Consider the following 23,223-nt stretch of genomic DNA (forward strand, 5'->3'; position numbering starts at 1 on the left):
GACGGCATCAACGACGCCCCCGCGCTGGTCCGGGCCGATGTGGGGCTGGCGATCGGCGCGGGCACCGACGTGGCGATGGAATCGGCCGACATCGTGCTGGTGCGCAGCGACCTCAACGACGTGCCGGCCGCCATCGAGCTGAGCCAGGCCACGATCCGCAACATCAAGCAGAACCTGTTCTGGGCGTTCTTCTACAACATCATCGGCATACCGATCGCCGCCGGCTGCTGGTATGCGGCCTTCGACCTGAGGATGAGCCCGATGATCGCCGCGCTGGCGATGAGCTTCAGCTCGGTGTTCGTGGTCGGCAACGCGCTGCGGCTGCGCCTGTTCAAGCCAAGGCATGCCGCACAGTCCGAGACGGCGGGACCCGACGGGGCGGCGGACCGTATGACGGGGACGGTGTCGATCTCGACGTTCGCGACGAGTGCCGAGACGAACCGGGGCGCGTCCCGCACCGCCGAATCGTCCTCGCCGGTTCGACGGAACGGTGTACCATCAGTCACCAACCAACAAGGAGGTACCACAATGAAGAAGACACTCGGTATCGAGGGCATGACCTGCGGCAACTGCGTCAGGCACGTCATCCGAGCGCTGGAGGGCCTGCCGGGAGCGAGCGACGTGTCGGTCAGCCTGGAGGACAAATCGGCCCAGGTCACAGTGCCGGAGGACGTGACCGACGAGCAGATCACCGCCGCCGTGGCCGACGCCGGCTACGAGGTCGTCTCGATCGCCTGATCGGTTTCCGTGTCCTGTTCCTGTAGGCAACTGAGGAATGACGGGACTGGGACGGATGCAAAAGAGCCGCCCGATCGGGCGGCTCTTTCATATGCCGGATGGTACCAAGGCCGGCGGCCGTCAGCGGCCACGCATCGCGCGACGGCTGACGCGCTGCGGGCGGGTCGGGTCGATGCCCTTCGGGATGCCCAGACCCTGCTTGGTCTGCAGCGTGCGCAGACGGTCGTTCAGGATGTCAAGCTCACGCTGGGTGAGCAGGAAACGGGAACGCGGATGGATCTTGGCGACCAGCTTGTTCTTGTGGCCCGACGGCACATACGCCTTCTGCTTGACGATGGTCTTGCGCAGATCCTTGAGCTTGACCTGCTTGTCGCCGGTGCCGACGCAGATGCGGTACACCGGGATCTGGGAGCCGGCCGTCACGCCCTTGATGGCATGCTCCTGACGGTCCATCGCACGCATCACACGGCCGTAATCGCCCTCACCGAGCAGATAGATGCCGTTGAAGCCGGTGCCGCGCCAGATCGCATCCTTGGTCTTGGCGTCGAACCACACCGGCTGCTCGGGGAAGTTGAATCCGGCCTTGCTGATGTTGCTCAGCACGCTCACAGCCGCGCCCGGCTTGCCTTCCAGATGCGCGTAGCCGACCTTGTCGGCCCGGTTGGTCAGGGTCATGGTGGCGAACAGGGCGCCGACCATGATGGCCATCACCATCACGAAGATCCATGTCAGCCACGTCCAGTGGAATACCAGTCCCAGGATGACGAACACCACCACCGGGGCCAGCCAGGCACCGGCCAGCAGCCACGGCAACTTCTTGTCGTCGGCAACCGTGAACTTGTAGATCTGCGCGATCTGCTTGAACAGACTCTGCTTCTTCTGCGGCTTCTCGTCCTTGGACGCCATCATTCCTCGCTTCTTCGTTGTGAGAGTGAACACACTAAAACCAATAGTTTAGCAGTACGATGACAACACCGGTCTATCGCGTGTGCAGCGGCCGGCCGTCAGCCTTGAGCAGCGCCTCGCCTATCGCCTCCGCGAATGTGGGATGCGGGTGGATCAGACGGGCGGCCCGCGCGAGCGGCACGTGGTTGCCGACCAGTTGCTGCGCCTCCACGATCAGATCGCTGGCGTCCGGCGCCACCATGTGCACGCCGAGCACCCGCTGTGCGCCGGGGTCGTCGGCGTCGGCACCGGTCACTACGGACAGCGAGCCGGAGGCATCGCTCATCATCATGCGCGCGTTGCCCATCATCGGGTACACCGTCTCCCGCACCTCGACCAGATCCTCGCGCGCCTTCGCCTGCTCCAATGTCAGGCCGACGCTTGCGGCCTCGGGCAGGGAGAACACAATCTGCGGCACCGTCGTCTCGTCGACCGGACGCGGATCGAGACCCGCTATGGATTCGGCCACCACAATACCCTGTTCGAACGCGCGGTGCGCCAGCGCGTGACCGGCGGTGATATCACCCACCGCCCAGACACCCGGCACCGACGTGCGCCCCCGGGGATCGGTGACGACGAAGCCCCGGTCGTCCAGTGTCACGCCCGCCGCCGCCAGCCAATCGAAATCGGTGACCGGATCGCGGCCCACGGCAGCCAGCACGAGCTGCGCGTACACCTGCCGCTCGCCATCCTCGCCCTCGCGGGTGTAATGCACGGTGGCGCCGAGATTCATCCCCGTATCCACGGCGGTCACATGGCTGCGTGTCACCACGTTCACGCCCGCGCGTTTGAGCTCGCGGGTCAACGTCATGCCGGTACGGCGGTCCCAGCCGGAAAGCACCCGGTCCTTGCGGATCAGCAGCGTGACCTCGCAGCCTGTCTGGCTCCATAGCGAGGCGAACTCCAGGGCTATCGCCCCCGAGCCGATGATGATCGCGCTATCCGGGAACGTGTCCTGCTCAAGCGCCTGCGTGGAATCGATCAGTGCGCCACGGAACGGTTCGCCGGGCAGCGGGCGCGGGCGGGACCCGGTGGCCAGCACCACGTTCGCCGCATCCAGCCGCATCCAGTCGCCGACCGGTTCCGCCACTCCCGCCTTGATATACCGCAGCACGGCCTCACAGCCGGGGGAGGGCGTGACCGTGACCTGACGTGCGCCGGCAAGCGAAGCCTGACCGCGGAACACGGTGATGCCGCGATGCGCCACTAAACCGGCCAGACCCTTGACCATCGCATCCACGGCGCGCATCCGGTAGTCGCGTAACGTGCCGAAATCGAATCCGGTCACCTGCACCTGCAGTCCGGTGACCGGCGCCCACTTCGCCGTGTGCATCGCGTGCGCGGCCGTCAGCAGCGCCTTCGAGGGGATGCATCCTCGGTTCAGGCAGGTGCCGCCGAGTGTGGCGTCGCGTTCCACCAGGGCGACGGACAACCCCAGTTCCGCCGCACGCAGCGCCGTCGCGTACCCGCCGGGACCTGCCCCGATGACGACGATATCGAATGTCTGCGGCATCGATGCCTCCTAAGCATATAGTGAATCAATAAAGTGCCGTGTCCCATTGTAGAAACGGTTGCGGAAACCGTCGCGGACACCGCCCCCGGATACGACGAAGGCCGCCGCATGAACGCGACCGGCAGGCGGTGCGATCGTGCGACGGCCCGTGAGATTTGGGCGAGATCTGGGTCCCCCGTCACTCGGGCCAGTGACCGCGCTTGGGGTACTTGGGCTTGGGCAGGCGCCAGCGGCGCAGCTGGATGGCGCGGCTCCACGCATAGGAGCCGGAACGCATGCCCTTGGCCACCGAACGCTCGCCGAACTTCTCGATCAGCTTCTTCTTGAGCTTGCGCCACATGATCACCACATCGATGATCGCGGCGAACAGGTACACATACAGCAGCAGCATAAGCGGCAGCGACAGCATCGGCGCGAAGAACGTGACCACCATCGAGAGGATGAGGATGCCGAACGCCACCGGGATGAAGAACTCGCCGAGGTTGAAGCGGGCGTCCACATAGTCTCGGATGTACACGCGCCACGGCAGACGCTCGGCCTTGGGCATATGGTTGATGTCGCCGGTGCGCATGGCCTCGTACTCGGCGTTCTCCCTCTCGCGCTGGCGTGCCTTGGCGGCCTTGGTGCTGGCCTTGCGGTCCTTGGGTACCAGCGGGCGCAGGTTCTGCTCCTGGGCGTCCTTGCGCTTCGGGGTGGCATGCCCCTTGCCGGCGGTGGGCTCGGGCTTGGCGGCCTTGGCGGATTCCTCGACGGGCACCTGTGCCTCGTCCTGCTTCTTAAACGGGTTCCATGTCATGCTTGCAGGTTACGGTGACGTCTAGACGCTCGATTCCGGCCATTCGTCGGCACTTCGCCGGCAGCGGCGCACGCGGAGGGCCGGGCGGGCGGAGGACTACGCCCTGGAAGACCAGGAACCCCAGATATAAAGGAGAAACATGGCATCCGTGAACGTGGATGAGATCCGGTCCCGCGTTGAGGAGGACTGGCCGCGCATCGTTGAACTGATCGAGCGCAAGATCGCGTTGAAGTCGATCTCCGCCGAAGGCATCACCGGCGAGCAGATGCGCCGTTCCGCCGAATTCGTGGCCGAGGAGCTGCGTCTTGTCGGTATCGACGCCCAGGTGGCTCAGGCGCACAACGCCGACGGTACCCCCGGTGCCTGGGAGGTCATCGGCTCGCGCATCGTGGATCCGGACGCCCCGACCGTACTGCTGTATGCGCATCATGACGTGCAGCCGGTTCCGGACCCGAGCGTGTGGCAGACCGAGCCGTTCATGGCCACGCAGGTCGGCGACCGCCTGTTCGGCCGTGGCTCGGCCGACGACTGCGGCGGCATCGCCATCCACTCCGGTGCGTTGAAGGCGTTGGGCGACGAGCTCAAGGTCAATATCAAGGTGTTCATCGAGGGCGAGGAGGAGATGGGCTCGCCCAGCTTCATCCCGTTCATCGAGGCGCATCGCGACGAATTTGACGCCGATGTGATCATCGTGGCCGACTCCGGCAACTGGTCCGCCGACATCCCCTCGCTGACCACGTCGCTGCGTGGCAACACCACGCTCGATGTGCATGTGCGCGTGCTTGAGCACCCGGTGCACTCCGGACAGTACGGCGGCCCGATCCTGGACGCGAACACGCTCGCGGCCATGCTGATCGCCTCGATGTACAACGGCGATGGCGAGATGCAGGTTCCGGGCGTCGCCGCCGAGGAGCCGGTCGGCGGTCTGCAGCGCGACCTGGACGAGGCCGATGTGCGCCGCGACGCCGGCATCCTGCCCGGCTACCGTCTGGCCGGCACCGGTTCGCTGGCCTCGCGCCTGTGGACCAAGCCGAGTGTGACCGTCATCGGCTTCGACGCCCAGCCGGTCGAGGGGTCGTTCAATGTGATCAGCCACGAGACCACGTTCCGTCTCTCGCTGCGCACCGCGCCAAACCAGCGCCCCGAACAGGCGCAGCAGGCGCTGGCCGACTTCCTGGTGTCGCATGCGCCGTTCGGTTGCGAGGTGACCGTGACCCCCGGCGAGAACGGCATGGGCTGGGCCATGGATCCGAACGCGGAGGCCACCAAGGACGCGCTGGAGGCCATGGAGGAGGCCTTCGGCGTCGCCCCGGTCAACAAGGGCGAGGGCGGCTCGATCCCGTTCATCCCGGATCTGCAGCGCATCTTCCCCGAGGCGCAGGTGCTGGTTACCGGACCGGAGGATCCGAAGGCCAACGCGCACAGCCCGAACGAGTCCATCTCGATGCCGAGCCTGAAGAAGAACATCGTCACCGAGGCGCTGCTGCTCGACAAGCTCGCCCGCTGACGGGCGCATATGGAAGGGTTCCGTACCGCGTGCAAGTGGTACGGAACCCTTTGTCGTATCCGCAAGCCGTGCCGTGCCACGGTTTTGGACAGGGGATGCGGTAGGGTCGGAAACCGACACGGGGGCTTCGCCGCCGGTTCCCGCATCCGCAGGAACGGCGAGGCTGAGATGAGGGCTACCTCGACCGATTGAACGTATACCGGGTAATGCCGGCGCACGGACGTCGCTCTTTTCCCGTGCCTTGACGCAGCGCCGAAAGTCGGCGCGCGGGAGAGAAAGGCACATCGCATGTCTTCTGCTATTACCGAATCCAAAGCCGTCCTGAAATGGCGTGTCGTCGATATCGCCGTCGCCTCGGTGATCGGCGTGGCCAGCGCCCTGATCTACTGGGTCGTCGCCATCGCCACCGCCGCGCCGTGGAGCGCGCTGGAGGCCATCATCCCCGGCCTGGCCGGTGTGTTCAACGGCCTGTGGCTGTTCGCCGGACCGCTGGCCGCGATCATCGTCCGCAAGCCGGGCGCCGCCGTCTACGCCGAGGTTGTGGCCGGCGTGCTCGAAGCGCTGATGGGCAACATGTGGGGCGGCGTCGAAACCTTCCTGATCGCCCTGGTGCAGGGCCTGTTCGCCGAGATCGCCTTCCTGATCTTCGCCTACCGCAAGTGGAACCTGCCGGTGACGATCCTGTCCGGCGCCCTCTCCGGCGTCGCCTGCTGGGGATACTCCTTCCTGACCAACCTGCAGGCCATCGACGTGTTCCAGACCTACGGCGTGGTCTACGTCCTCACCACGGTGATCTCCGGCATCGTGTTCGCCGGCGTGCTCATGTGGTACCTGTACATCGCGCTCGCCAAAACCGGTGCGCTAGACAAGTTCGCCTCTGGTCGCGAGGTGCGCGGCCGCTGAACCTGACGCATGGCGCGGGCCGCAACGCCCGCGCCGTCAGCGTCGTATGAACCGCCGCCTATGCGGCCGAGGACTTTCAAGGGGAATCGTGGACGAACAGCTGAGCATCGACACCGCGCGACAGGGAACCGATCCCGCGTCGGCGAATCATGACGCAACGCATACCGACAACGCGGTGCTGCGCTTCGAGAACTGGGGGTACCGTCACGCCTCGCGCCGGCATTTCGCCGTACGGGGGCTGAACATCACCATCGAGGCGGGGCAGCGTGTGCTGCTGCTCGGCGCGTCCGGCATCGGCAAATCCACGATCCTCGAAGGCGCCGCGGGTCTGCTTGGGGGAGAGGAGAACGCGGAACGCACCGAGATGACGGCCGACGGCACGATGCTGACCACCGACGCGGAGGGCGGCGTGACCGAAGGCCGCGTGCTGGTTGACGACGTGCCGGTCACCCGCGCGCGCGGACGCATCGGCCTGGTGCTGCAGGATCCCGATGCGCAGGCGATCTTCCAGCGGCTCGGCGACAACGTGGCGTTCGGCCCCGAGAACCTCAACGTGCCGCGGGACCAGATCTGGCAGCGGGTGCGCGACGGTCTGCGTGCGGTGGGACTGGAAGGGGTTCAGCTGCACCATTCGACCCTGCACCTGTCCGGCGGGCAGATGCAGCGACTCGCCCTGGCCGGCGCGCTGGCCATGCGTCCGGGCGTGCTGCTGCTCGACGAACCCACGGCGAACCTCGACCCCGACGGCGTCACCCAGGTCGTGGACGCGGTACGCGATGTGCTCGACACCTATCATTCCACGATGGTGCTGGTCGAGCACCGCGCCGGACCGTGGATCGACATGATCGACCGCGTGGTGGTGCTCGGGTTGGAGACTGACGAACAGCAATCCGCCCGCATCGCCCAGCAAGGCGATGAGGAGGAGGTCGACCGCGGCGGATTCAAACGCACGGTCGTCGTCGCCGACGGCACCCCGGACGAGGTGTTCCGTGATCCCGGACTCGACTTCGCCGAACTCGGCATCTGGCTGCCGGATCGATACCGCCGCCCCGAGGACGAGATCGTCCGCATCCACACCGACGATGAGCCGCCATACGATCCGTCCGTCGGTACTGGCCAGGTGCTGCTGTCCGCGCGGGATCTGTCCATCGGCCGCGATGGGAAGGCCATCGCCGAGCATATCGACCTCGATTTCACCGCCGGACAGATCACCGCGCTGGTCGGCGCGAACGGCGCCGGCAAATCCACGTTGTCGCTGACGCTGGCCGGTCTGCTCGAACCGGTGCGCGGGCAGGTGCAGGCTTCGGCCCAGCTGGCCGCGGACGCGGACGGCGACGCGCCGATCGCTTGGAAGTCCACCGAGCTGGCCTCCCGCATCTCCTACGTGTTCCAAAACCCCGAGCACCAGTTCGCGCGCGGCAGCGTACTGGAGGAGGTGATGCTCGGGCCTCTGCGCACCGGATGCAGTGAAGCGGAGGCGGAACGCCGCGCGCGTGAACTGCTGACGCGGTTCCGGCTCATCCAATACGCCCATCAGAACCCGTACACGCTCTCCGGCGGCGAGAAGCGGCGGCTGACCGTGGCCTCCGCCCTGGCCGCGGCACCGCGCGTGCTCATCCTCGACGAGCCGACCTTCGGCCAGGACCGGCGCACCTGGATGCAGATCGTGCGCCTGATCCACGGCCTGCGCGGCGACGGCGTGAGCATCATCGTGGTTACGCACGACCGCGAACTGGTCACCGCGCTCGGCGCCCGACTGGTGGAACTCACCCCCTCCGATCGGACAGGGGAGTGGACGGCGTCCGGCGCGTCCGATCCCCGCATCCCCGTCAGCCCGGTCAACGAGCGCGCCGAGGACCCCAAGCCGTCGAGCCGTTCGCCGTTCCTGGCCGCCCGCAACCCCGCATACCGGCTGATCGGCGCGTTCCTGGCTTCGCTGCCGATGCTGCTGAGCCTGGACTGGGTCTCGGCCACGGTGGCGCTGGTGCTGGAACTCATCATCCTGTGGTGCATCGGCCTGACGCCCTGGCGCGTCGTCAGGTCCACCTGGCCGATCTTCATCGGCGCCCCGGGCTCCGCCCTTGCCGTGCTGCTGTATGGCAAGGAGGGCGGCGAGACCTGGTGGCAATGGGGACTGATGCACGTCACCGACCGGTCGGCCGAGCTGGCGGTGGCCACCGGCATACGAATCCTGGCCATCGGCATCCCCGCCATCATCGCCGTGCTCGGCATCGACGCCACCGACCTGGCCGACGCGTTCAGCCAGATCCTCAGACTGCCCGACCGGTTCGTGTACGGCGGCCTGGCCGGCATGCGGCTGTTCTCCGTGCTGCATGACGACTGGGCCGCCCTGACCGCATCGCGCAGGTCGCGCGGCCTGGGCGACGAGAACAAGATCAAGGCGTTCCTCCCGCAGACTTTCGCGCTGCTGGTGCTGTCGATCAGACGGTCGACCACGCTGGCCACGGCCATGGAGGCGCGTGGATTCGGCGGCGATGGGCCACGCAGCCACGCGCGTGTCAGTACCGTGGATGTCCTCGATTGGGTATATCTGTGCGGGTGTCTCATGATTCCCGTCATTGCGCTGATTACCGCCGTTTTCACCGGTTCCTTCTCGTTCCTCGGCCAGTAAATCGGTTTTGTTCGGCCGTTGCCGCACCGGTTGGAATGATATTTCGGATGCTACAAATAGACCTATCTTTTTCCGGGAGAGTTATGTGATTTGGAGGTATCCGAGTGGTTCGTGAGGTCACCGTCGGCATTGTGGACAACGATTGGTTCGTGCTGCCGAGTCTGAAGACCAGCATCGAGGAACTGTCCGATGACATGCAGGTGATCTGGACCACATCGGACGGCGGCCAGGCCGTGACCAACTGCCTGACCGCTGCGACCCGTCCGAAGGTGCTGCTGGCCGACATGTCGATGGAGGGCGTGTCCGGCATCTCGGTGTGCCGCCGCATCCGTACGCGCATCGGCAAGGTCGGCATCCTGGCGATGACCGCCTACTCCATCGACAAATACGCCGAGAAGGCCTCGCTGGCGGGCGCGCAGGGCATCATCGGCAAGTCCGATGACCAGCAGATCGTCACCGCCATCCGTACCATCGCCTCCGGCGGGACGTGGGGCGATGGATTCGAGATCGCCCTGACCGCGCACGTGCGGCTGAAGAACCAGACCTCCGTCAACGCCGTGCTGACCGACCGTGAATTCGAGGTCATGGACTCCTTCGCCGCGGGTATGTCCATCCAGGCGATCGCCGAGACGCTGAACATCACGCCGGAGACGGTCAAGAAGCACGGGCAGCGCGCCATGCACAAGCTCGGCGCAAACTCGCGATGGCAGGCGGTGGCGATGGCGTACATGCTGGGCACGCTGGTGTATGACACCAGCATGCGCCTGGGGCTGGTCGCCGCGGTCCCGGTGCTGGTCGGCATCTACGTGCAGGCGTGGCGGTTCCCGGACACCAGCTGGAATCTGGCCCTGAACAGCGCCCCGGTGCTCACGTTCCTGCTGCTGCTGATCCTGAACTTCGGCCAGGTCAGCCGCAACCGGTCCAAGCTGATGGAGGCGCAGCTGCAGACCGAACGTGCGCAGGAACTGGTCCACCGCGTGGAGGTGGCGCGCATGATCCACGATTCGGTGACCGGCGACCTGTCAATATCGCCCGCGTCTCGCAGCGCCAGCTGCGCCGTTGCGGCGATCCGGAGCAGGCGGAAGCGTGGCGGCAGATCAATGAGCAGTCCAGGCGCGTGCTGGACGGTGTACATACCGTCATCCGGCAGCTGAATACTACGGATGACGACGCCAATGCCTCGGGGGGAGGCGACGATGGGCTGTCCGAGACGTTGCACGAGCGCGTCGCCGCATGGTCGCGCCGGCTGTCCGAAGCCGGGATCCGCGGCGACGCCCGCGTGATCGACCACACCCATCGGCCCATGCCGTTCGGAGGCAAGGACGCCGCGGCCCGCCAATCCTGCCTGCTGCCCATGATCGACGAGACGTTCACGAACATCATGCGGCACGGCCGCCGCGGCGACGCCGTGTACACCGTGGCCATCACGCTCGGCGAACGCCACGCGGAGATCGTGGGGATGAACGAGCTGCCCGACGGGGAGCGGGACAACGGCGACATTGACACGATCCTGGATCTGCCGGGCGGCAACGGGCTGCGTCTGCACCGCGAGGAGATCGAGGGCCTCGGCGGAACTATGTCCGTCGGTCAGGAGGACGATTCCTGGGTGCTGTATGCGCGCGTGCCGTACGCTGACCCGGAACAGGGCGAGTCCCGCGCGCGCCGCAGGTTCCGGTGACGCCGCCCGGCGGCGTCATGCATCCCATGCCGCCGTGGGAACGGTAGGGTGGTGGGTATGCCGATTCACCAGAACATCATCGACAATCCGAAATCCGAGCGCGTGCGCCGTGTCGCGGACCTCTCCAACCGGCGGTCGCGCGAACGTTCGGGCCGGTTCCTGGTCGAGGGACCCCAATCCGTGCGCGAGGCCGTGCGGTGCATGCCCGAGGCCGTACGCGACGTGTACGTGGCTGTCGACGATTCGGACGGCGCCGGGCATGCCGATACGGCATTGCTCGTCCGGCATGGCTACGCGCAGATGCCGGACGGGTTATACGAAGGGATTCCGGTGCCGGCGCTGCTGGCCCCGATTGTGGCGGAGGCGTTGTCCCACGGCGTCTATGTGCATCTGTGCAGCGCCGGGGTCATCGAACGGATGAGCCGTGACGCGCAGGGCATTGTGGCGGTGGGGGACATGCAGGTCATAAGGGATGCGATGACCGGCGCCGTCCCCGAAACGCCGGGAGTCGGAGGTTCGGGCGGAAGTCCATCACTGGTGGCGGCCTTCTGGCAGGTGCGTGACCCCGGCAACGCGGGCACGGTGATTCGCGCGGCCGATGCCGCGGGCTGTGCAGCGGTCGTGTTCGTGGACGAGTGCGTGGACATGTTCAACCCGAAGGTGATCCGTGCCACGGCCGGTTCGCTGTTTCACCTGCCGGTGCTGACGATGACGACCGGGGAATTCTTCACATGGTGCTCGGAGCGGGGACTGGCGGTGACGGCTGCCGACGTGTACGGTACGCCCGGGAATCGTCCGGTGCCGCTGCCCGAACTGTTGGGCGGTGACGGCGGCCGCGACACCGACCGGGCGGTGCTGTTCGGCAACGAGGCGCGGGGCCTGCCGGACGACGTGCTGGAGCGTTCGGACACGGTGGTTTCGATTCCGATCTACGGCCGGGCGGAGTCGCTGAATCTGGGCACGAGCGCTGCCGTCATGCTGATGAGCATGGCTATGTCGAGTCGCTTTGGGAGAATGTAAAGTCGTAAAACGCCGGTAAATCGCGCTTTTGCGGGTTTGTCGCGCGGTTGACGATGTAGGAAGACGTAGGAAAGGGAGCTCGTGGCACAACAAGCGGTGTTCGATGCTCAGGCGGTGACCGAGGCGGTCGCCGAAGGCATCGCGAGGATAGAGAACGCCTCCAGCACGGAGGAACTGAAAGCCATCAAGACGCAGTATGCGGGCGCCGATTCGGCGATGACGCAGGCCAGCAAGGCCATCGGCGCGCTGCCCGCCGACCAGAAGAAGGACGCCGGCAAGCTTATGGGCAAGCTGCGCGCCGATTTCGGCCGCGCGTTCGGCGCCAGGGAGACCGAGCTGAAGGCCGAGGAGGAGGCCCGCGCGCTGGCCTCCGAAACCGTGGACATGACGCTGCCGATCCGTCGCAAGCCGCTGGGTGCGCGCCATCCGCTGGCCAAGGTCATGGAGGACTGGGAGGATTTCTTCATCTCGATGGGCTGGCGCATCTCCTCCGGCCCGGAGGTGGAGACCGAATGGTTCGACTTCGACGCGCTGAACTTCGGCCCCGACCATCCGGCGCGTCAGATGCAGGACACCTTCTACGTCAAGGGTTCGCAGGCGCGTGACGCCGCGGGCTTCGTGGGCTCGAACATGGTGCTGCGCACACAGACCTCGTCCGACCAGGTGCGCGCGCTGCTCGAATACGGCGTGCCGCTGTACATCGCCTCGCCGGGCCGCGTGTTCCGCACCGACGAGCTGGACGCCACGCACACCCCGGTGTTCCACCAGTGCGAGGCGCTCGCCGTGGACAAGCACCTGACCATGGCCGACCTGAAGGGCGTGCTGGACAAGCTGGCCGTGGCCATGTTCGGCCCGGAGGCCAAGACCCGTCTGCGCCCGAGCTACTTCCCGTTCACCGAGCCGAGCGCCGAGCTCGACCTGTGGTTCCCGGACAAGAAGGGCGGCGCGGGCTGGCTCGAATGGGGCGGCTGCGGCATGGTGAACCCGAACGTGCTGAAGTCCGCCGGCCTGGACCCGGACGTGTACACCGGCTTCGCGTTCGGCATGGGCATCGAGCGCACGCTGCTGCTGCGCCATGACATCAACGACATGCACGACCTGGTCGAGGGCGACGTGCGATTCAGCAAGCAATTCGTGATGGGAGAGTGAGAAGCCCATGCCTATGGTTGATATTGATTGGCTCAAGGACCACGTCGAGGTCCCCGAGGATCTGACGTACGAGCAGCTGGCCAGGGATCTGGTCAAGGTCGGCCTGGAGGAGGAGGAGATCCACGCCTCCCAGGTGACCGGTCCGATCGTGGTCGGCTACGTGGTGGACGCCACTCCCGAACCGCAGAAGAACGGCAAGACCATCAACTGGTGCCATGTGGACGTCGGCGAGGAATACAACGAGGTCGATGAGAACGGCAACAAGGTGCCCCGCGGCATCGTGTGCGGCGCCCCGAACATGAAGGCCGGGGAGAAGGTCGTCGTCACGCTGCCAGGCGCCGTGCTGCCCGGCGACTTCCGCATCGAACCGCGCAAGACCTACGGCCACATCTCCAACGGCATGTGCGCCTCCGAACGCGAGCTGGGCCTGGGCGACAGCCACGACGGCATCATCCTGCTGCGCGAGTACGGCTTCACCCCCGCCGAATACGCGGCCCTGAAGCCGGGCGACGACGCGATGCACCTGCTGCATCTGGACCAGCCGCTGCTGGAGATCAACATCACGCCGGACCGCGGCTACGCGCTCTCGTACCGTGGCGTGGCCCGCGAATACCACCATTCCACCGGCGCCGCCTATGTCGATCCGGTGAGCGCGCTGGACGGGAAGACCCCGGCCACCGAAGGGCTGGAACCCGGTACCCCCACGGACATCGAGGTATCGATCGAGGACGACAATCCGATCCATGGCGTGCCCGGCTGCGACCGCTACTACGCCCGCGCCATCCACGGCTTCGACCCGTCCGCCAAGACGCCGAACTGGATGCGCCGCCGCCTGATCCGCGCCGGCGTGCGTTCGATCTCGCTGGCCGTGGACGTGACCAACTACGTCATGCTCGATCTGGGCCAGCCGATGCACGCCTATGATATGGACAAGCTCGAAGGCCCGATCGTGGTGCGACGCGCCCGCGAAGGCGAGCATCTGGTCACCCTAGACGGCAAGGACCACGAGCTGAGCGTGGAGGACCTGCTGATCACCGACTCCCCGAACGGTGAGCGCGGATCGCGCATCATCGGTCTGGCCGGCGTGATGGGCGGCCTGTACGGCGAGGTGACGGCCGAGACCAAGAACATCCTGCTGGAGGCCGCGCACTTCGACCAGGTGTCGATCGCGCGCTCCGCCCGCCGCCACAAGACCCCGTCCGAGGCCTCCCGCCGTTTCGAACGCGGCGTGGACACGCAGCTGCAGCCCGCCGCCGCGCAGATGGCCGCCGAGCTGCTGATCCGCTACGGCAACGGCGAGGCTTCCGAACATCCGACCGACGTGAACAACGTGCCGCGCCGTCGCGCGATCCATTTCAAGTCCACCGAGGTCGCGCGCGTGACCGGACTGGACACCGATGTGAACCGGATCTGCGAGATCCTGACCGATATCGGCTGCGGTGTGGCCGGCGGCGGCAACGGCGAGTTCTCGATCATGCCGCCGAGCTGGCGCCCCGATCTGAACGAGCCGTGCGACCTGGTCGAGGAGATCGCCCGACTGGTCGGGTATGACGAGATTCCGGTGACCGTGCCCCCGGCCCCCGTGGAGGGCGAGGTCGGACTGACCGACGATCAGCGCCGCAAGCGCCAGGTGGCCGACGAGCTGGCGGAATACGGTCTGGTGGAGGCCCTGACCTATCCGTTCGTGGGCGACGAGGACTACCGCGCGTTCGCGTACGACGCGGACGAGATCAAGCGCGTGAGCGTGGAGATCGCCAATCCGCTGGCCGGCGACCGTCCGTTCCTGCGCCGCGACATCCTGCCGACGCTGGCGCAGACCGTGCGGCTGAACCTGCGCCGCGGTCTGGAGAACGTCTCGCTGTATGAGATCGGCCACGTGTACCTGTGGAATCCACAGGCCCCGGCGATTCCGGCACTGCCGGGCGGCGTGCGCCCCACCGACGAGCAGCTGGCGGCGCTTGACGCCGGTCTGCCCGCGCAGCCGATGCATGTGGCGGGCATCCTGACCGGCAATGCGGTGGAGACCGGCTGGCTGGGCGAACGCCGCGCCGTGGACTGGAGCGACGCCGTGGAGGCGGTGCGCAGGATCTCGGACCGGCTGGGCGCCGATCTGATGCTGGACCAGCCCGCTCCGGACGACGTGCCCGCGCAGTGGCATCCGGGCCGCATGGCGCGTGTGCTGGCCGGGCAGACCGCCGTGGGCATGGTGGGCGAACTGCATCCTCATGTCAACGAGGCGCTCGGCTTCCCGGCGCATTCCGCGGCCTTCGAACTGGATCTGACCGCGCTGTTCGCCGCATTGGACAACGCCCCGATCCAGGCCAGGCCGATCTCCACGTTCCCGCCCGTCAAGCAGGATTTGGCGTTCACGGTTCCCCAGTCGGTCACGGCCGCGGCGTTGGAGTCGGTGATCCGTGAGGCGGCCGGCGAGGTGTTGGAATCCATCGAGCTGTTCGACGTGTTCACCGGCGACCAGGTGGGCGAGGGCATGAAGTCGCTCGCCTACGCCGTCACGTTCCGTGCGGTCGACCGCACGCTCGGCTCCGAGGACAGCGAGACCATCCGCAAGGCCATCATCGACAGGGCGGCCGAACTGGGCGCCCAGCTGCGCGCCTGAGTCATGGCGGATGCGGGCTTGTCTTCCCGGGGATACAGGGAAGACAAGCCCGTTTCGTATCATCAGTACCAACCGGTGCATCACCGACCACCACAGTAAGGAGTATCAGTCCATGACCGCATCGAACGATCAGTCGCAGCCGGATGCGTCGACCGAACGATCTGGAGCGCAGCCGGAATACGGACAGGTGAACCAGCCTGAGTACGGGGCCATGGCCAGCCAGTATCCCGCCGGATACGATCCTTACGTGTACGGGCGCCCCGAAGCGGAACGGAGCGAGCCAGCCCCGGAGAACGGCTCCGGTAATCCGCAAGCCATGCCCGACCGCGGTTCCGCGGAGCCGTATGCTCCCAATGGATTGTATGGTCCTGGCGACTCATTCGGGCAACCCCGGTACGACTCCCCGTCCGCAGGCGGTTCCGAAACGGGCAATGGCGGCCCCCAGCCGTTCCACGGCATCGACATGGACGACCCGCGGCAGAACCCGCTGTATGGCCATTGGGATTTCTACGCCATCCTCTCGCTGGTGTTCGCCCTGTTGATGCCGGTGCCGGTGCTGCCGGCGATCATGGGCGGCGTGGCGATGTGGCGAACCAGGAACTTCCGTATGAAGGGCTACGGACTGGCGTTGGCCGCCGTCATCATCAACGCGCTGTATACGGTGGCGACCATATGGCTGATGATCAACGGCCTGAGCGCCATGGATCTGTATCAGCAGCTGCTGGGCGGCATGGTTGATCAAGAGGGTGGGGAGGGAACCACCTCAATCCGCGCATAGAGCGGTGTTGTCTCGTCATGCGGTGCCATATGTGTCGGTATGGCGGCATTGATGGGGGGTAAGGTGGTGCCATGCGTGATATGAGCATGCGGACGACGCTCCGAATCGGGGTGCTGGATAACGATAGCCTGAGCGTCGAGTACATGAAGGCGCTGCTGGGGCGCCTCAACCGCCGTGACGAGGTCAGTCTCGACGTATGGGGCAGCAGTGACGTGGCCACGGCCATCCATCGATGCTGTTTCGACGTGCATCGGACCGATGTGCTGTTCCTGGACATGGCGCTCTCCGGGATGGATGGCGTAGGCGTATGCCGTTCGATACGTGAGATGGGATCGCGTTGCGCCGTGGTGGGCATGACGTCCTACCACATGGATACCTATCGCAAGCCTTTGCGGGATGCGGGCGGGCAGGCGCTCCTCGACAAGAAACGGCTGGTAGAGGAGCTGCCCGAGGTGCTTGCCGCCGCGGCGGGCGGGGCCGGCTATCCGGACAACACGGATTTCCCCACCGTGGAGCAGAGCCTGGCGAAGGGTCGGGGGCGACCTCGGACCAGGCCGTTGAGCGAATCGGAGAAACGCGTCATCGCCATGACGCTGGGAGGCGTGTCCTCCTCCCGCATAGCCCGCGAGCTCGGTATCGCCGAAAGCACGGTCTTCTCCTATCACCGCAATATCAAGGACAAAATGGGCAAGCGGACATGGTCCGATGTGCTGGACGAGTTCCGTTCGCTGCATCTGTTCTAAGTGTGGGGCGGTGCGGGACATCGCCGCTGCGGCCATAAGACCGCCCATCGACTTGGCGTGCATAATATGCAATGTACTGCATAATGTGTATGCTGGGTGATGTATTCGGAGTGCATGACGGTCATGCGCGGAAAGGTGACGCGAAATGGCGAAATACACGGTCGCCGTGGCAGGGGCCACAGGATATGCGGGAGGCGAGGCGCTGCGCATCCTGGCGGCGCACCCCGCGTTCGAGGTGACCTGCGTGGCGGGACATTCCTCGGTGGGGGATCGGTTGGGCCTGCACATGCCCCACATCCCGCAATTGGCTGATCTGGTTGTGGAGGACACCACTGCGGAGGCGCTCAACGGCCATGACGTAATCGTCCTGGCACTGCCGCATGGGGCTTCCGGGGCGCTCGCCGCGCAGCTTGACCCCAACGCCGTCGTCATCGATCTGGGGGCCGACCACCGGCTCGAGGAACGCTCCGCGTGGGATGCCTACTACGGAGGGGATTTCTATGAGCATTGGACGTACGGCATGCCCGAGCTCGTTGTCGGCAAGGATTCCGAGGGCGGGTATGTCCGGCAGCGCTGCGCGCTTCGGGGAAGCCGACGCATCGCCGGTCCCGGCTGCAACGTGACGGCCGTCACGCTTGCGCTGCAACCGGCAGTGGCCGAAGGGCTGGTCGAGACCACCGATATCGTGGCCGATCTGGTCGTCGGCTACTCGGGCGCCGGCAAGAACCTCAAGCGTGCGAATCTGCTTGCCGCGGAGGCGTTCGGATCCGCGGTGCCCTACTCGGTGGGCGGCACGCACCGCCATATCCCCGAGATCCTGCAGAACCTGGCCCATGCGGCAGGCCTGACGGCCGCCGACGCGGACCGCTTCACACTCGGGTTCACGCCGATCCTGGCCCCGATGTCGCGCGGCATCCTGGCCTCGGTCTCCGCCCGTCTGACCGACCGCGGGGCCGCGATGAGCGATGCCGACATCCACGCGATCTGGGAGCGAGCCTACGCCGGCCAGGAGTTCATGGTCGTGCTGCCGGAGGGCGTGCTGCCGGCCACGCAGAACATCATCGGATCGAACGCGGCCCATCTGCAGGTGGTCGTGGACCGCAAGGCGAACCGTCTGCTCGCGTTCGCCGCCATCGACAACCTCAACCGTGGCACCGCCGGACAGGCCGTGCAATCACTGAACATCGCACTGGGACTCCCTGAGGATCAGGGACTGACGAAGATTGGAGTGGCACCGTGAGCGTGACGTTCGCCAAGGGATTCAGGGCGGCCGGCGTGGAGGCCGGCATCTCCGCCGTGGACGGCAAGAAGGATCTGGCCCTGGTGGTCAACGACGGCCCGCTGGATGCGATGGCCGGCGTGTTCACGCCGAACCGGTTCTGCGCCGCGCCCGTGCAGTGGACCCGGGGCGTCGTGGCCGATGGCCATGCCAAGGCCGTGATCCTCAACTCGGGCGGGGCGAACGCCTGCACCGGACGGGCCGGGTACGACCAGTCCTCCGCCACCGCCGCCACGGTGGCCGAACTGCTCGGCTGCACGCCCGATGACGTGGCCGTATGCTCGACCGGTCTGATCGGCGAGCTGCTGCCGTTGGACAACGTCCTGGCCGGCGCCGCGGCCGCCCATGCGGCGCTGGCGGATACTGCCCAGGCCGGGGCGGACGCCGCGCACGCCATCATGACCACCGACACCAAGCCGAAAACCGTCGAGATCGAAGGCAACGGCTACCGCATCGGCGGCATGGTCAAGGGCTCGGGCATGATCGCCCCCCAGCTGGCCACCATGCTGTGCGTCATCACCACCGACGCGGTGGTGACCGCCGGGCAGATGCAGGCGGCGTTGGCCGTCGGCGTCGACACCTCGTTCAACCGCATCGACGTGGACGGCTGCATGTCCACCAACGACACGGTGCTGCTCATGGCCTCCGGCGCCTCGGGCGTCGAACCGGACCCCGACGAGTTCAACGCGCTGGTGGCGCAAGCCTGCGCCGCGCTCGCCCGCCAGATCATCGGCGACGGCGAGGGCGCCAGCCATGACGTGCGGATCACCGTCGCCGGCGCGACCAGCGAGGACGCCGCATTGGCCTGCGGGCGCGCCGTGGCCGCATCGAACCTGCTCAAGTGCGCGATCGCGGGCAACGATCCGAACTGGGGGCGCGTCGTCAGCTCCCTGGGCACGGTTCCCGAAACCGTGGCGCCGTACGACCCGAACCGGGTGACCGTGGACATCAACGGCGTGCGCATCTGCGACGGCGGCAAGCCCGGCCGCGACCGCTCCGAGGTGGATATGACGCCGCGGGAGGTGCATATCGACATCGACCTGAACGCCGGCGACGCCGAGGCGACCGTATGGACCGACGACCTGACCCACGAATATGTGCATATCAATGCCGATTACGAAAGCTGAACAACCATCATGACAACTTGGAAAGGCCCCGGATACCATCTGGACGTCCACACCGACCTGACCCCCGACCAGAAGGCCGAGGTGCTCATCGACGCGCTGCCCTGGCTGGAGGAGTTCGCCGGACAACGCATCGTGGTCAAATACGGCGGCAACGCCATGGTCGACGAACACCTGAAGCAGTGCTTCGCCGAGGACATGGTCTTCCTGCGCCAGGTGGGCCTGCACCCGGTTGTGGTGCACGGGGGAGGCCCGCAGATCTCGCGGATGCTCGACGCGCTGGGCATCGAATCGGAGTTCCGCGGCGGACTGCGCGTCACCACGCCCGAAGCCATGGACGTGGTGCGCATGGTACTCACCGGCAAGGTCTCGCGCGAGCTGGTCGGCCTGATCAACGCGCACGGCCCGTTCGCCGTCGGCCTGTCCGGCGAGGACGGCGCCCTGTTCTCCGCCATGCAGCGCAGGCCGGTCATCGACGGCCGGGCCACCGACATCGGCCTGGTGGGCGATGTGGTGAGCGTGGACGCGTCGGCCGTCGAGGACCTGATCAACGCCGGACGCATCCCCGTGGTCTCCTCGGTCGCGCCGAACGAGGACGACGCCACGCAGGTGCTCAACGTCAACGCCGATTCGGCCGCCGCCGCCCTGGCCGCGGCGCTCGGCGCGCGCAAGCTGGTGATCCTGACCGATGTGGACGGCCTGTATGCCGACTGGCCGGACCGCAACTCGCTGATCGGCCGCATCGGCGTGGAGAACCTGCGCGACATGCTTCCCGACCTGGAGAGCGGCATGCGGCCCAAGATGGAGGCCTGCGTGCGCGCCTTGGACGGCGGCGTGCCCCAGGCGCACATCATCGACGGCCGCAAGCCGCATTCGATTCTCAATGAGATCTTCACCACCGCCGGTATCGGTACGATGGTGGTGCCGGAAGACGGCGTGGAAATGAGGAGTTCCTATGGCAGATGAATCGCAGACCATCGAAACGCTCGGCCCCGAGGGCAGCAAGTGGCTGGGCGAGTACTCGCGCGTGCACATGAACGTGTTCGGCACGCCGCTGCGTGTGATGGACCACGGGCAGGGCACCCGCATCTGGGATGTGGACGGCAACGAATACCTTGACTTCCTGGCGGGCATCGCCGTCAACTCGCTCGGCTACGCCCACCCCGCCTGGGTGCAGGCCGTCAGCGCCCAGGCCGCCAAGGTGGCGCACACCAGCAACTACTTCGCCACCGAGCCGCAGATCGAGCTGGCCGCGCGTCTGGTCAAGCTGGCCGGCGCACCGGAGGGCTCGCACGTGTACTTCGGCAATTCGGGCACCGAAGGCAACGAGGCGGCCCTGAAGCTCGCCAAGCTGTACGGGCGCACGCTGCCGGGCGCCGCGCCGGAGATCGGCGGCAAGCCGGCCCGCATCATCGCGCTGACCCACGGGTTCCACGGTCGCACGCTGGGCGCGTTGTCGGCCACCTGGAAGCCGGTCATCCGCACGCCGTTCGAACCGCTGGTGCCGAACATCGAATTCGTCGAGGCCGGCGACCCGATAGCCCTGTACGAGGCGTTCGGCCAGACCGGCCTGGGGCGGTACGGCAAGGGGCCGGTGGCGGCGGTCATCATGGAGCTCATCCAGGGCGAGGCGGGCGTCCGTCCGCTCGGTGCCGACTATGTGGCCAAGGTGCGCGCCATGTGCGACGCCAACGATGCGCTACTGATCATCGATGAGGTGCAGACCGGCATCGGACGCACCGGCGCGTGGTTCGCGTTCCAGCGCGAGGACCTGTCCGGCGGCATCACGCCGGATATCGTCACGTTCGCCAAGGGCGTGGCCGGCGGCTTCCCGATGGGCGGCATGATCGCCTTCGGCGAGAAGCTCTCTGCCCTGTTCTCCCCGGGCACCCACGGTTCCACGTTCGCTGGCAACCCGCTGGCCGCCTCCGCGGCGCTGGCTACGCTCGACGTCATCGAACAGGAGGGCCTGATCGCCAACGCCGAGGCGCGCGGCGAACAGCTGCGCCAGGGCATCATGGCCTCGGACAACCCGCTGTTCGAGTACGTGCGCGGCCGCGGTCTGCTCAACGCCATCCAGCTGACGCACCCGTGCGCGCACGCCGCCATGAATTGGGCGCTGGAGCACGGGCTGATCGTCAACGCCGTGGCTCCCGACGCGCTGCGTCTGGCGCCGCCGCTGATCGTCAGCGAGCAGGATGTCGATGAGGCCATCGCCATCTTCGCCGTCGTCCCCAACGACCTTCCCAACGACTGAAACCCACCACACCACGCATAAGGAGAAAGCCATGACCGGACAACTGCGCCACATGCTGCGCGACGACGACGTAACCCATGAGGAGCAGAAGCAGATCCTCGAACTCGGCATGAAGTTCCGCGAGAACCGGTTCTACCACCGTCCGTTCGAGGGGCCGCAGGCGGTCGCCGTCCTGTTCGACAAGCCCAGCACCCGCACCCGTTCCAGCTTCGCCACCGGCGTCGCCGAACTCGGCGGGTACCCGCTGGTCATCGACAAGTCTGGTTCCCAGCTGGGGCGCGGCGAGCCCGTCGCCGACACCTCCCGCGTGCTCACCCGCATGACCTCCGCCATCGTCTGGCGTACCTTCGGACAGGACCGCGTTGAGGAGATGGCGAAATACGCCACCGTGCCGGTGGTCAACGCGCTGACCGACGCCTTCCACCCCTGCCAGATCCTGGCCGACCTGCTGACCATCGTCCAGTTCCGCGGCGGCGTGGACGCCCTGCCGGGCATGACGATCGCCTACTTCGGCGACGCGGCCAACAACATGGCCAACTCGTATCTGCTGGGCGGCGCGGTGGCCGGCATGCACGTGCGCGTGGCCGGGCCGTACGGGTATCTGCCCGACCCGCAGATCGTGGCCGATGCGGAGCGCATCGCCGCGCAGACCGGCGGGTCGATCCTGGTGACCACCGACCCGCAGGAGGCAGCGAAGGACGCCGACTGCATCTTCACCGACACCTGGGTGTCGATGGGCGAGGAGGCCGAGTACGCGGTGCGTTCCAAGCCGTTCTGGAACTACCAGGTCAATGACGAGCTCATGGCGTTGGCCAAGCCCGATGCGCTGTTCCAGCACTGCCTGCCGGCCTACCGCGGCAAGGAGGTCACCGCTTCGGTGATCGACGGTCCGCAGTCCGTGGTGTGGGACGAGGCCGAGAACCGCCTGCACGCGCAGAAGGCGCTGCTCACCTGGCTGATCGGCCAGCAGCGTGGCGACGCCGATCTGCTGTCCTGAGCCTGAGAGGCGGACATGTCGGAAGCGAATCCGTTGCAGCGGCCCGCAACCCGGGCCGCCCGCCTGCGCGCGGTCGAGGAGGCGTTGCTCAAGTACGTCATCACCTCGCAGTCCCAGCTCTCGCAGATCCTGGCCGATGAGGACATCGAGGTGACGCAGGCCACGCTGAGCCGTGACCTGGATGAACTGGGCGCGGTGAAGACCCGTCTGGCGGATGGCACCGTGGCCTACACGATCGGCGGTCGCCAGCAGAACCCCGCCCCGCATGCCGGGGGCAAGGGCGAACAGCAGATGTCACGGGTCCTGTCGGGGTTGGTGACCTCGGTGGCCAGCGCCAGCAACCTGATCGTCGTGCACACGCCATCCGGTGCCGCGCAGTATGTGGCCAGCGTGATCGACAAGCAGCCGCTTGACGGCGTGCTCGGCACCATAGCCGGGGATGACACCGTCATGGTCATCTGCGCGGATGAGGCCATGGCCTCGGCCCGATCCAAGTGGCTGCTCGACATCGCCTCCAAGACCACATCGGAGCAGTGACGTCCGGTTG

General features: G+C 66.7%; 20 protein-coding genes. 17 read left to right on the forward strand and 3 right to left on the reverse strand.

From position 1 onward, the window contains the following. Positions 1-738: heavy-metal-associated domain-containing protein (locus tag B4C31_RS08575; protein ID WP_291532125.1), on the forward strand; the 738-nt coding region annotated here is incomplete at its 5' end. A 120-nt stretch (positions 739-858) separates the two neighbouring features. On the opposite strand, the gene B4C31_RS08580 is transcribed toward B4C31_RS08575, so the two are convergent. The 3 genes from B4C31_RS08580 to B4C31_RS08590 form a co-directional block, all read right to left on the reverse strand. Further along, the gene (locus B4C31_RS08580; RefSeq protein ID WP_291532160.1) at positions 859-1,644 is read right to left on the reverse strand and encodes a DUF4191 domain-containing protein; all 786 of its coding nucleotides are present in this window, start codon (positions 1,642-1,644) and stop codon (positions 859-861) included. Between the two features lie 73 nt (positions 1,645-1,717). Next, entirely contained in the window at positions 1,718-3,196 is a 1,479-nt protein-coding gene (locus B4C31_RS08585) for a dihydrolipoyl dehydrogenase family protein (RefSeq protein ID WP_291532126.1), read from the reverse strand. A gap of 178 nt (positions 3,197-3,374) precedes the next feature. Then, positions 3,375-3,992, reverse strand: a complete 618-nt coding sequence (locus B4C31_RS08590; RefSeq protein ID WP_291532127.1) for a DUF3043 domain-containing protein — start codon at positions 3,990-3,992, stop codon at positions 3,375-3,377. 139 nt (positions 3,993-4,131) lie between these two features. On the opposite strand from B4C31_RS08590, the gene B4C31_RS08595 reads away from it, so the two are divergent. The 16 genes from B4C31_RS08595 to argR all read left to right on the forward strand — a co-directional run bounded on the left by B4C31_RS08595 (position 4,132) and on the right by argR (position 23,213). Further along, positions 4,132-5,499 carry a dipeptidase gene (locus tag B4C31_RS08595; protein WP_291532128.1) on the forward strand — a complete coding sequence of 456 codons (1,368 nt, stop codon included), beginning with the start codon at positions 4,132-4,134 and terminating at the stop codon, positions 5,497-5,499. 288 nt (positions 5,500-5,787) lie between these two features. Then, the gene (locus tag B4C31_RS08600) at positions 5,788-6,402 is read left to right on the forward strand and encodes an ECF transporter S component (RefSeq protein ID WP_033505859.1); all 615 of its coding nucleotides are present in this window, start codon (positions 5,788-5,790) and stop codon (positions 6,400-6,402) included. A 175-nt stretch (positions 6,403-6,577) separates the two neighbouring features. Beyond that, entirely contained in the window at positions 6,578-9,034 is a 2,457-nt protein-coding gene (locus tag B4C31_RS08605) for an ATP-binding cassette domain-containing protein (RefSeq protein WP_291532161.1), read from the forward strand. A 104-nt stretch (positions 9,035-9,138) separates the two neighbouring features. Beyond that, positions 9,139-10,188 carry a response regulator transcription factor gene (locus B4C31_RS08610; protein ID WP_291532129.1) on the forward strand — a complete coding sequence of 350 codons (1,050 nt, stop codon included), beginning with the start codon at positions 9,139-9,141 and terminating at the stop codon, positions 10,186-10,188. Continuing rightward, positions 10,152-10,712, forward strand: coding sequence for a hypothetical protein (locus B4C31_RS08615; RefSeq protein WP_291532130.1), 561 nt, complete (start codon positions 10,152-10,154; stop codon positions 10,710-10,712). Before B4C31_RS08610 ends, B4C31_RS08615 begins: the two co-directional genes overlap by 37 nt. A gap of 57 nt (positions 10,713-10,769) precedes the next feature. Next, positions 10,770-11,732, forward strand: a complete 963-nt coding sequence (locus B4C31_RS08620; RefSeq protein ID WP_291532131.1) for a TrmH family RNA methyltransferase — start codon at positions 10,770-10,772, stop codon at positions 11,730-11,732. Between the two features lie 81 nt (positions 11,733-11,813). Beyond that, a complete protein-coding gene (gene pheS, locus B4C31_RS08625) occupies positions 11,814-12,881 on the forward strand; it encodes a phenylalanine--tRNA ligase subunit alpha (protein ID WP_129237707.1) in 1,068 nt (355 codons plus the stop codon). 7 nt (positions 12,882-12,888) lie between these two features. After that, complete coding sequence (gene pheT, locus B4C31_RS08630) at positions 12,889-15,498, forward strand: phenylalanine--tRNA ligase subunit beta (RefSeq protein ID WP_291532132.1); 2,610 nt, start codon at positions 12,889-12,891, stop codon at positions 15,496-15,498. A gap of 112 nt (positions 15,499-15,610) precedes the next feature. Then, positions 15,611-16,276 (forward strand): hypothetical protein, encoded by a 666-nt coding sequence (locus B4C31_RS08635; protein WP_291532133.1) that lies wholly within the window; start codon positions 15,611-15,613, stop codon positions 16,274-16,276. 71 nt (positions 16,277-16,347) lie between these two features. Then, entirely contained in the window at positions 16,348-17,019 is a 672-nt protein-coding gene (locus B4C31_RS08640; protein ID WP_193531381.1) for a response regulator, read from the forward strand. Positions 17,020-17,164: 145 nt separating this feature from the next. Beyond that, the gene (argC, locus tag B4C31_RS08645; protein WP_291532134.1) at positions 17,165-18,259 is read left to right on the forward strand and encodes an N-acetyl-gamma-glutamyl-phosphate reductase; all 1,095 of its coding nucleotides are present in this window, start codon (positions 17,165-17,167) and stop codon (positions 18,257-18,259) included. After that, positions 18,256-19,425, forward strand: coding sequence for a bifunctional glutamate N-acetyltransferase/amino-acid acetyltransferase ArgJ (gene argJ / locus B4C31_RS08650; RefSeq protein WP_204389206.1), 1,170 nt, complete (start codon positions 18,256-18,258; stop codon positions 19,423-19,425). The genes argC and argJ overlap by 4 nt, the downstream gene beginning before the upstream one ends. Positions 19,426-19,434: 9 nt before the next feature. Further along, a complete protein-coding gene (argB, locus tag B4C31_RS08655; protein WP_193349084.1) occupies positions 19,435-20,388 on the forward strand; it encodes an acetylglutamate kinase in 954 nt (317 codons plus the stop codon). Then, positions 20,378-21,679, forward strand: a complete 1,302-nt coding sequence (locus B4C31_RS08660; protein WP_291532135.1) for an acetylornithine transaminase — start codon at positions 20,378-20,380, stop codon at positions 21,677-21,679. The genes argB and B4C31_RS08660 overlap by 11 nt, the downstream gene beginning before the upstream one ends. A gap of 31 nt (positions 21,680-21,710) precedes the next feature. Beyond that, a complete protein-coding gene (argF, locus tag B4C31_RS08665) occupies positions 21,711-22,676 on the forward strand; it encodes an ornithine carbamoyltransferase (protein WP_291532136.1) in 966 nt (321 codons plus the stop codon). A 15-nt stretch (positions 22,677-22,691) separates the two neighbouring features. Then, entirely contained in the window at positions 22,692-23,213 is a 522-nt protein-coding gene (argR, locus tag B4C31_RS08670; protein WP_291532137.1) for an arginine repressor, read from the forward strand. Positions 23,214-23,223 lie beyond the last annotated feature (10 nt).

Source organism: Bifidobacterium sp. UBA4282, from assembly GCF_002394995.1.
Classification (GTDB): Bacteria; Actinomycetota; Actinomycetes; order Actinomycetales; family Bifidobacteriaceae; genus Bifidobacterium; species Bifidobacterium pullorum_B.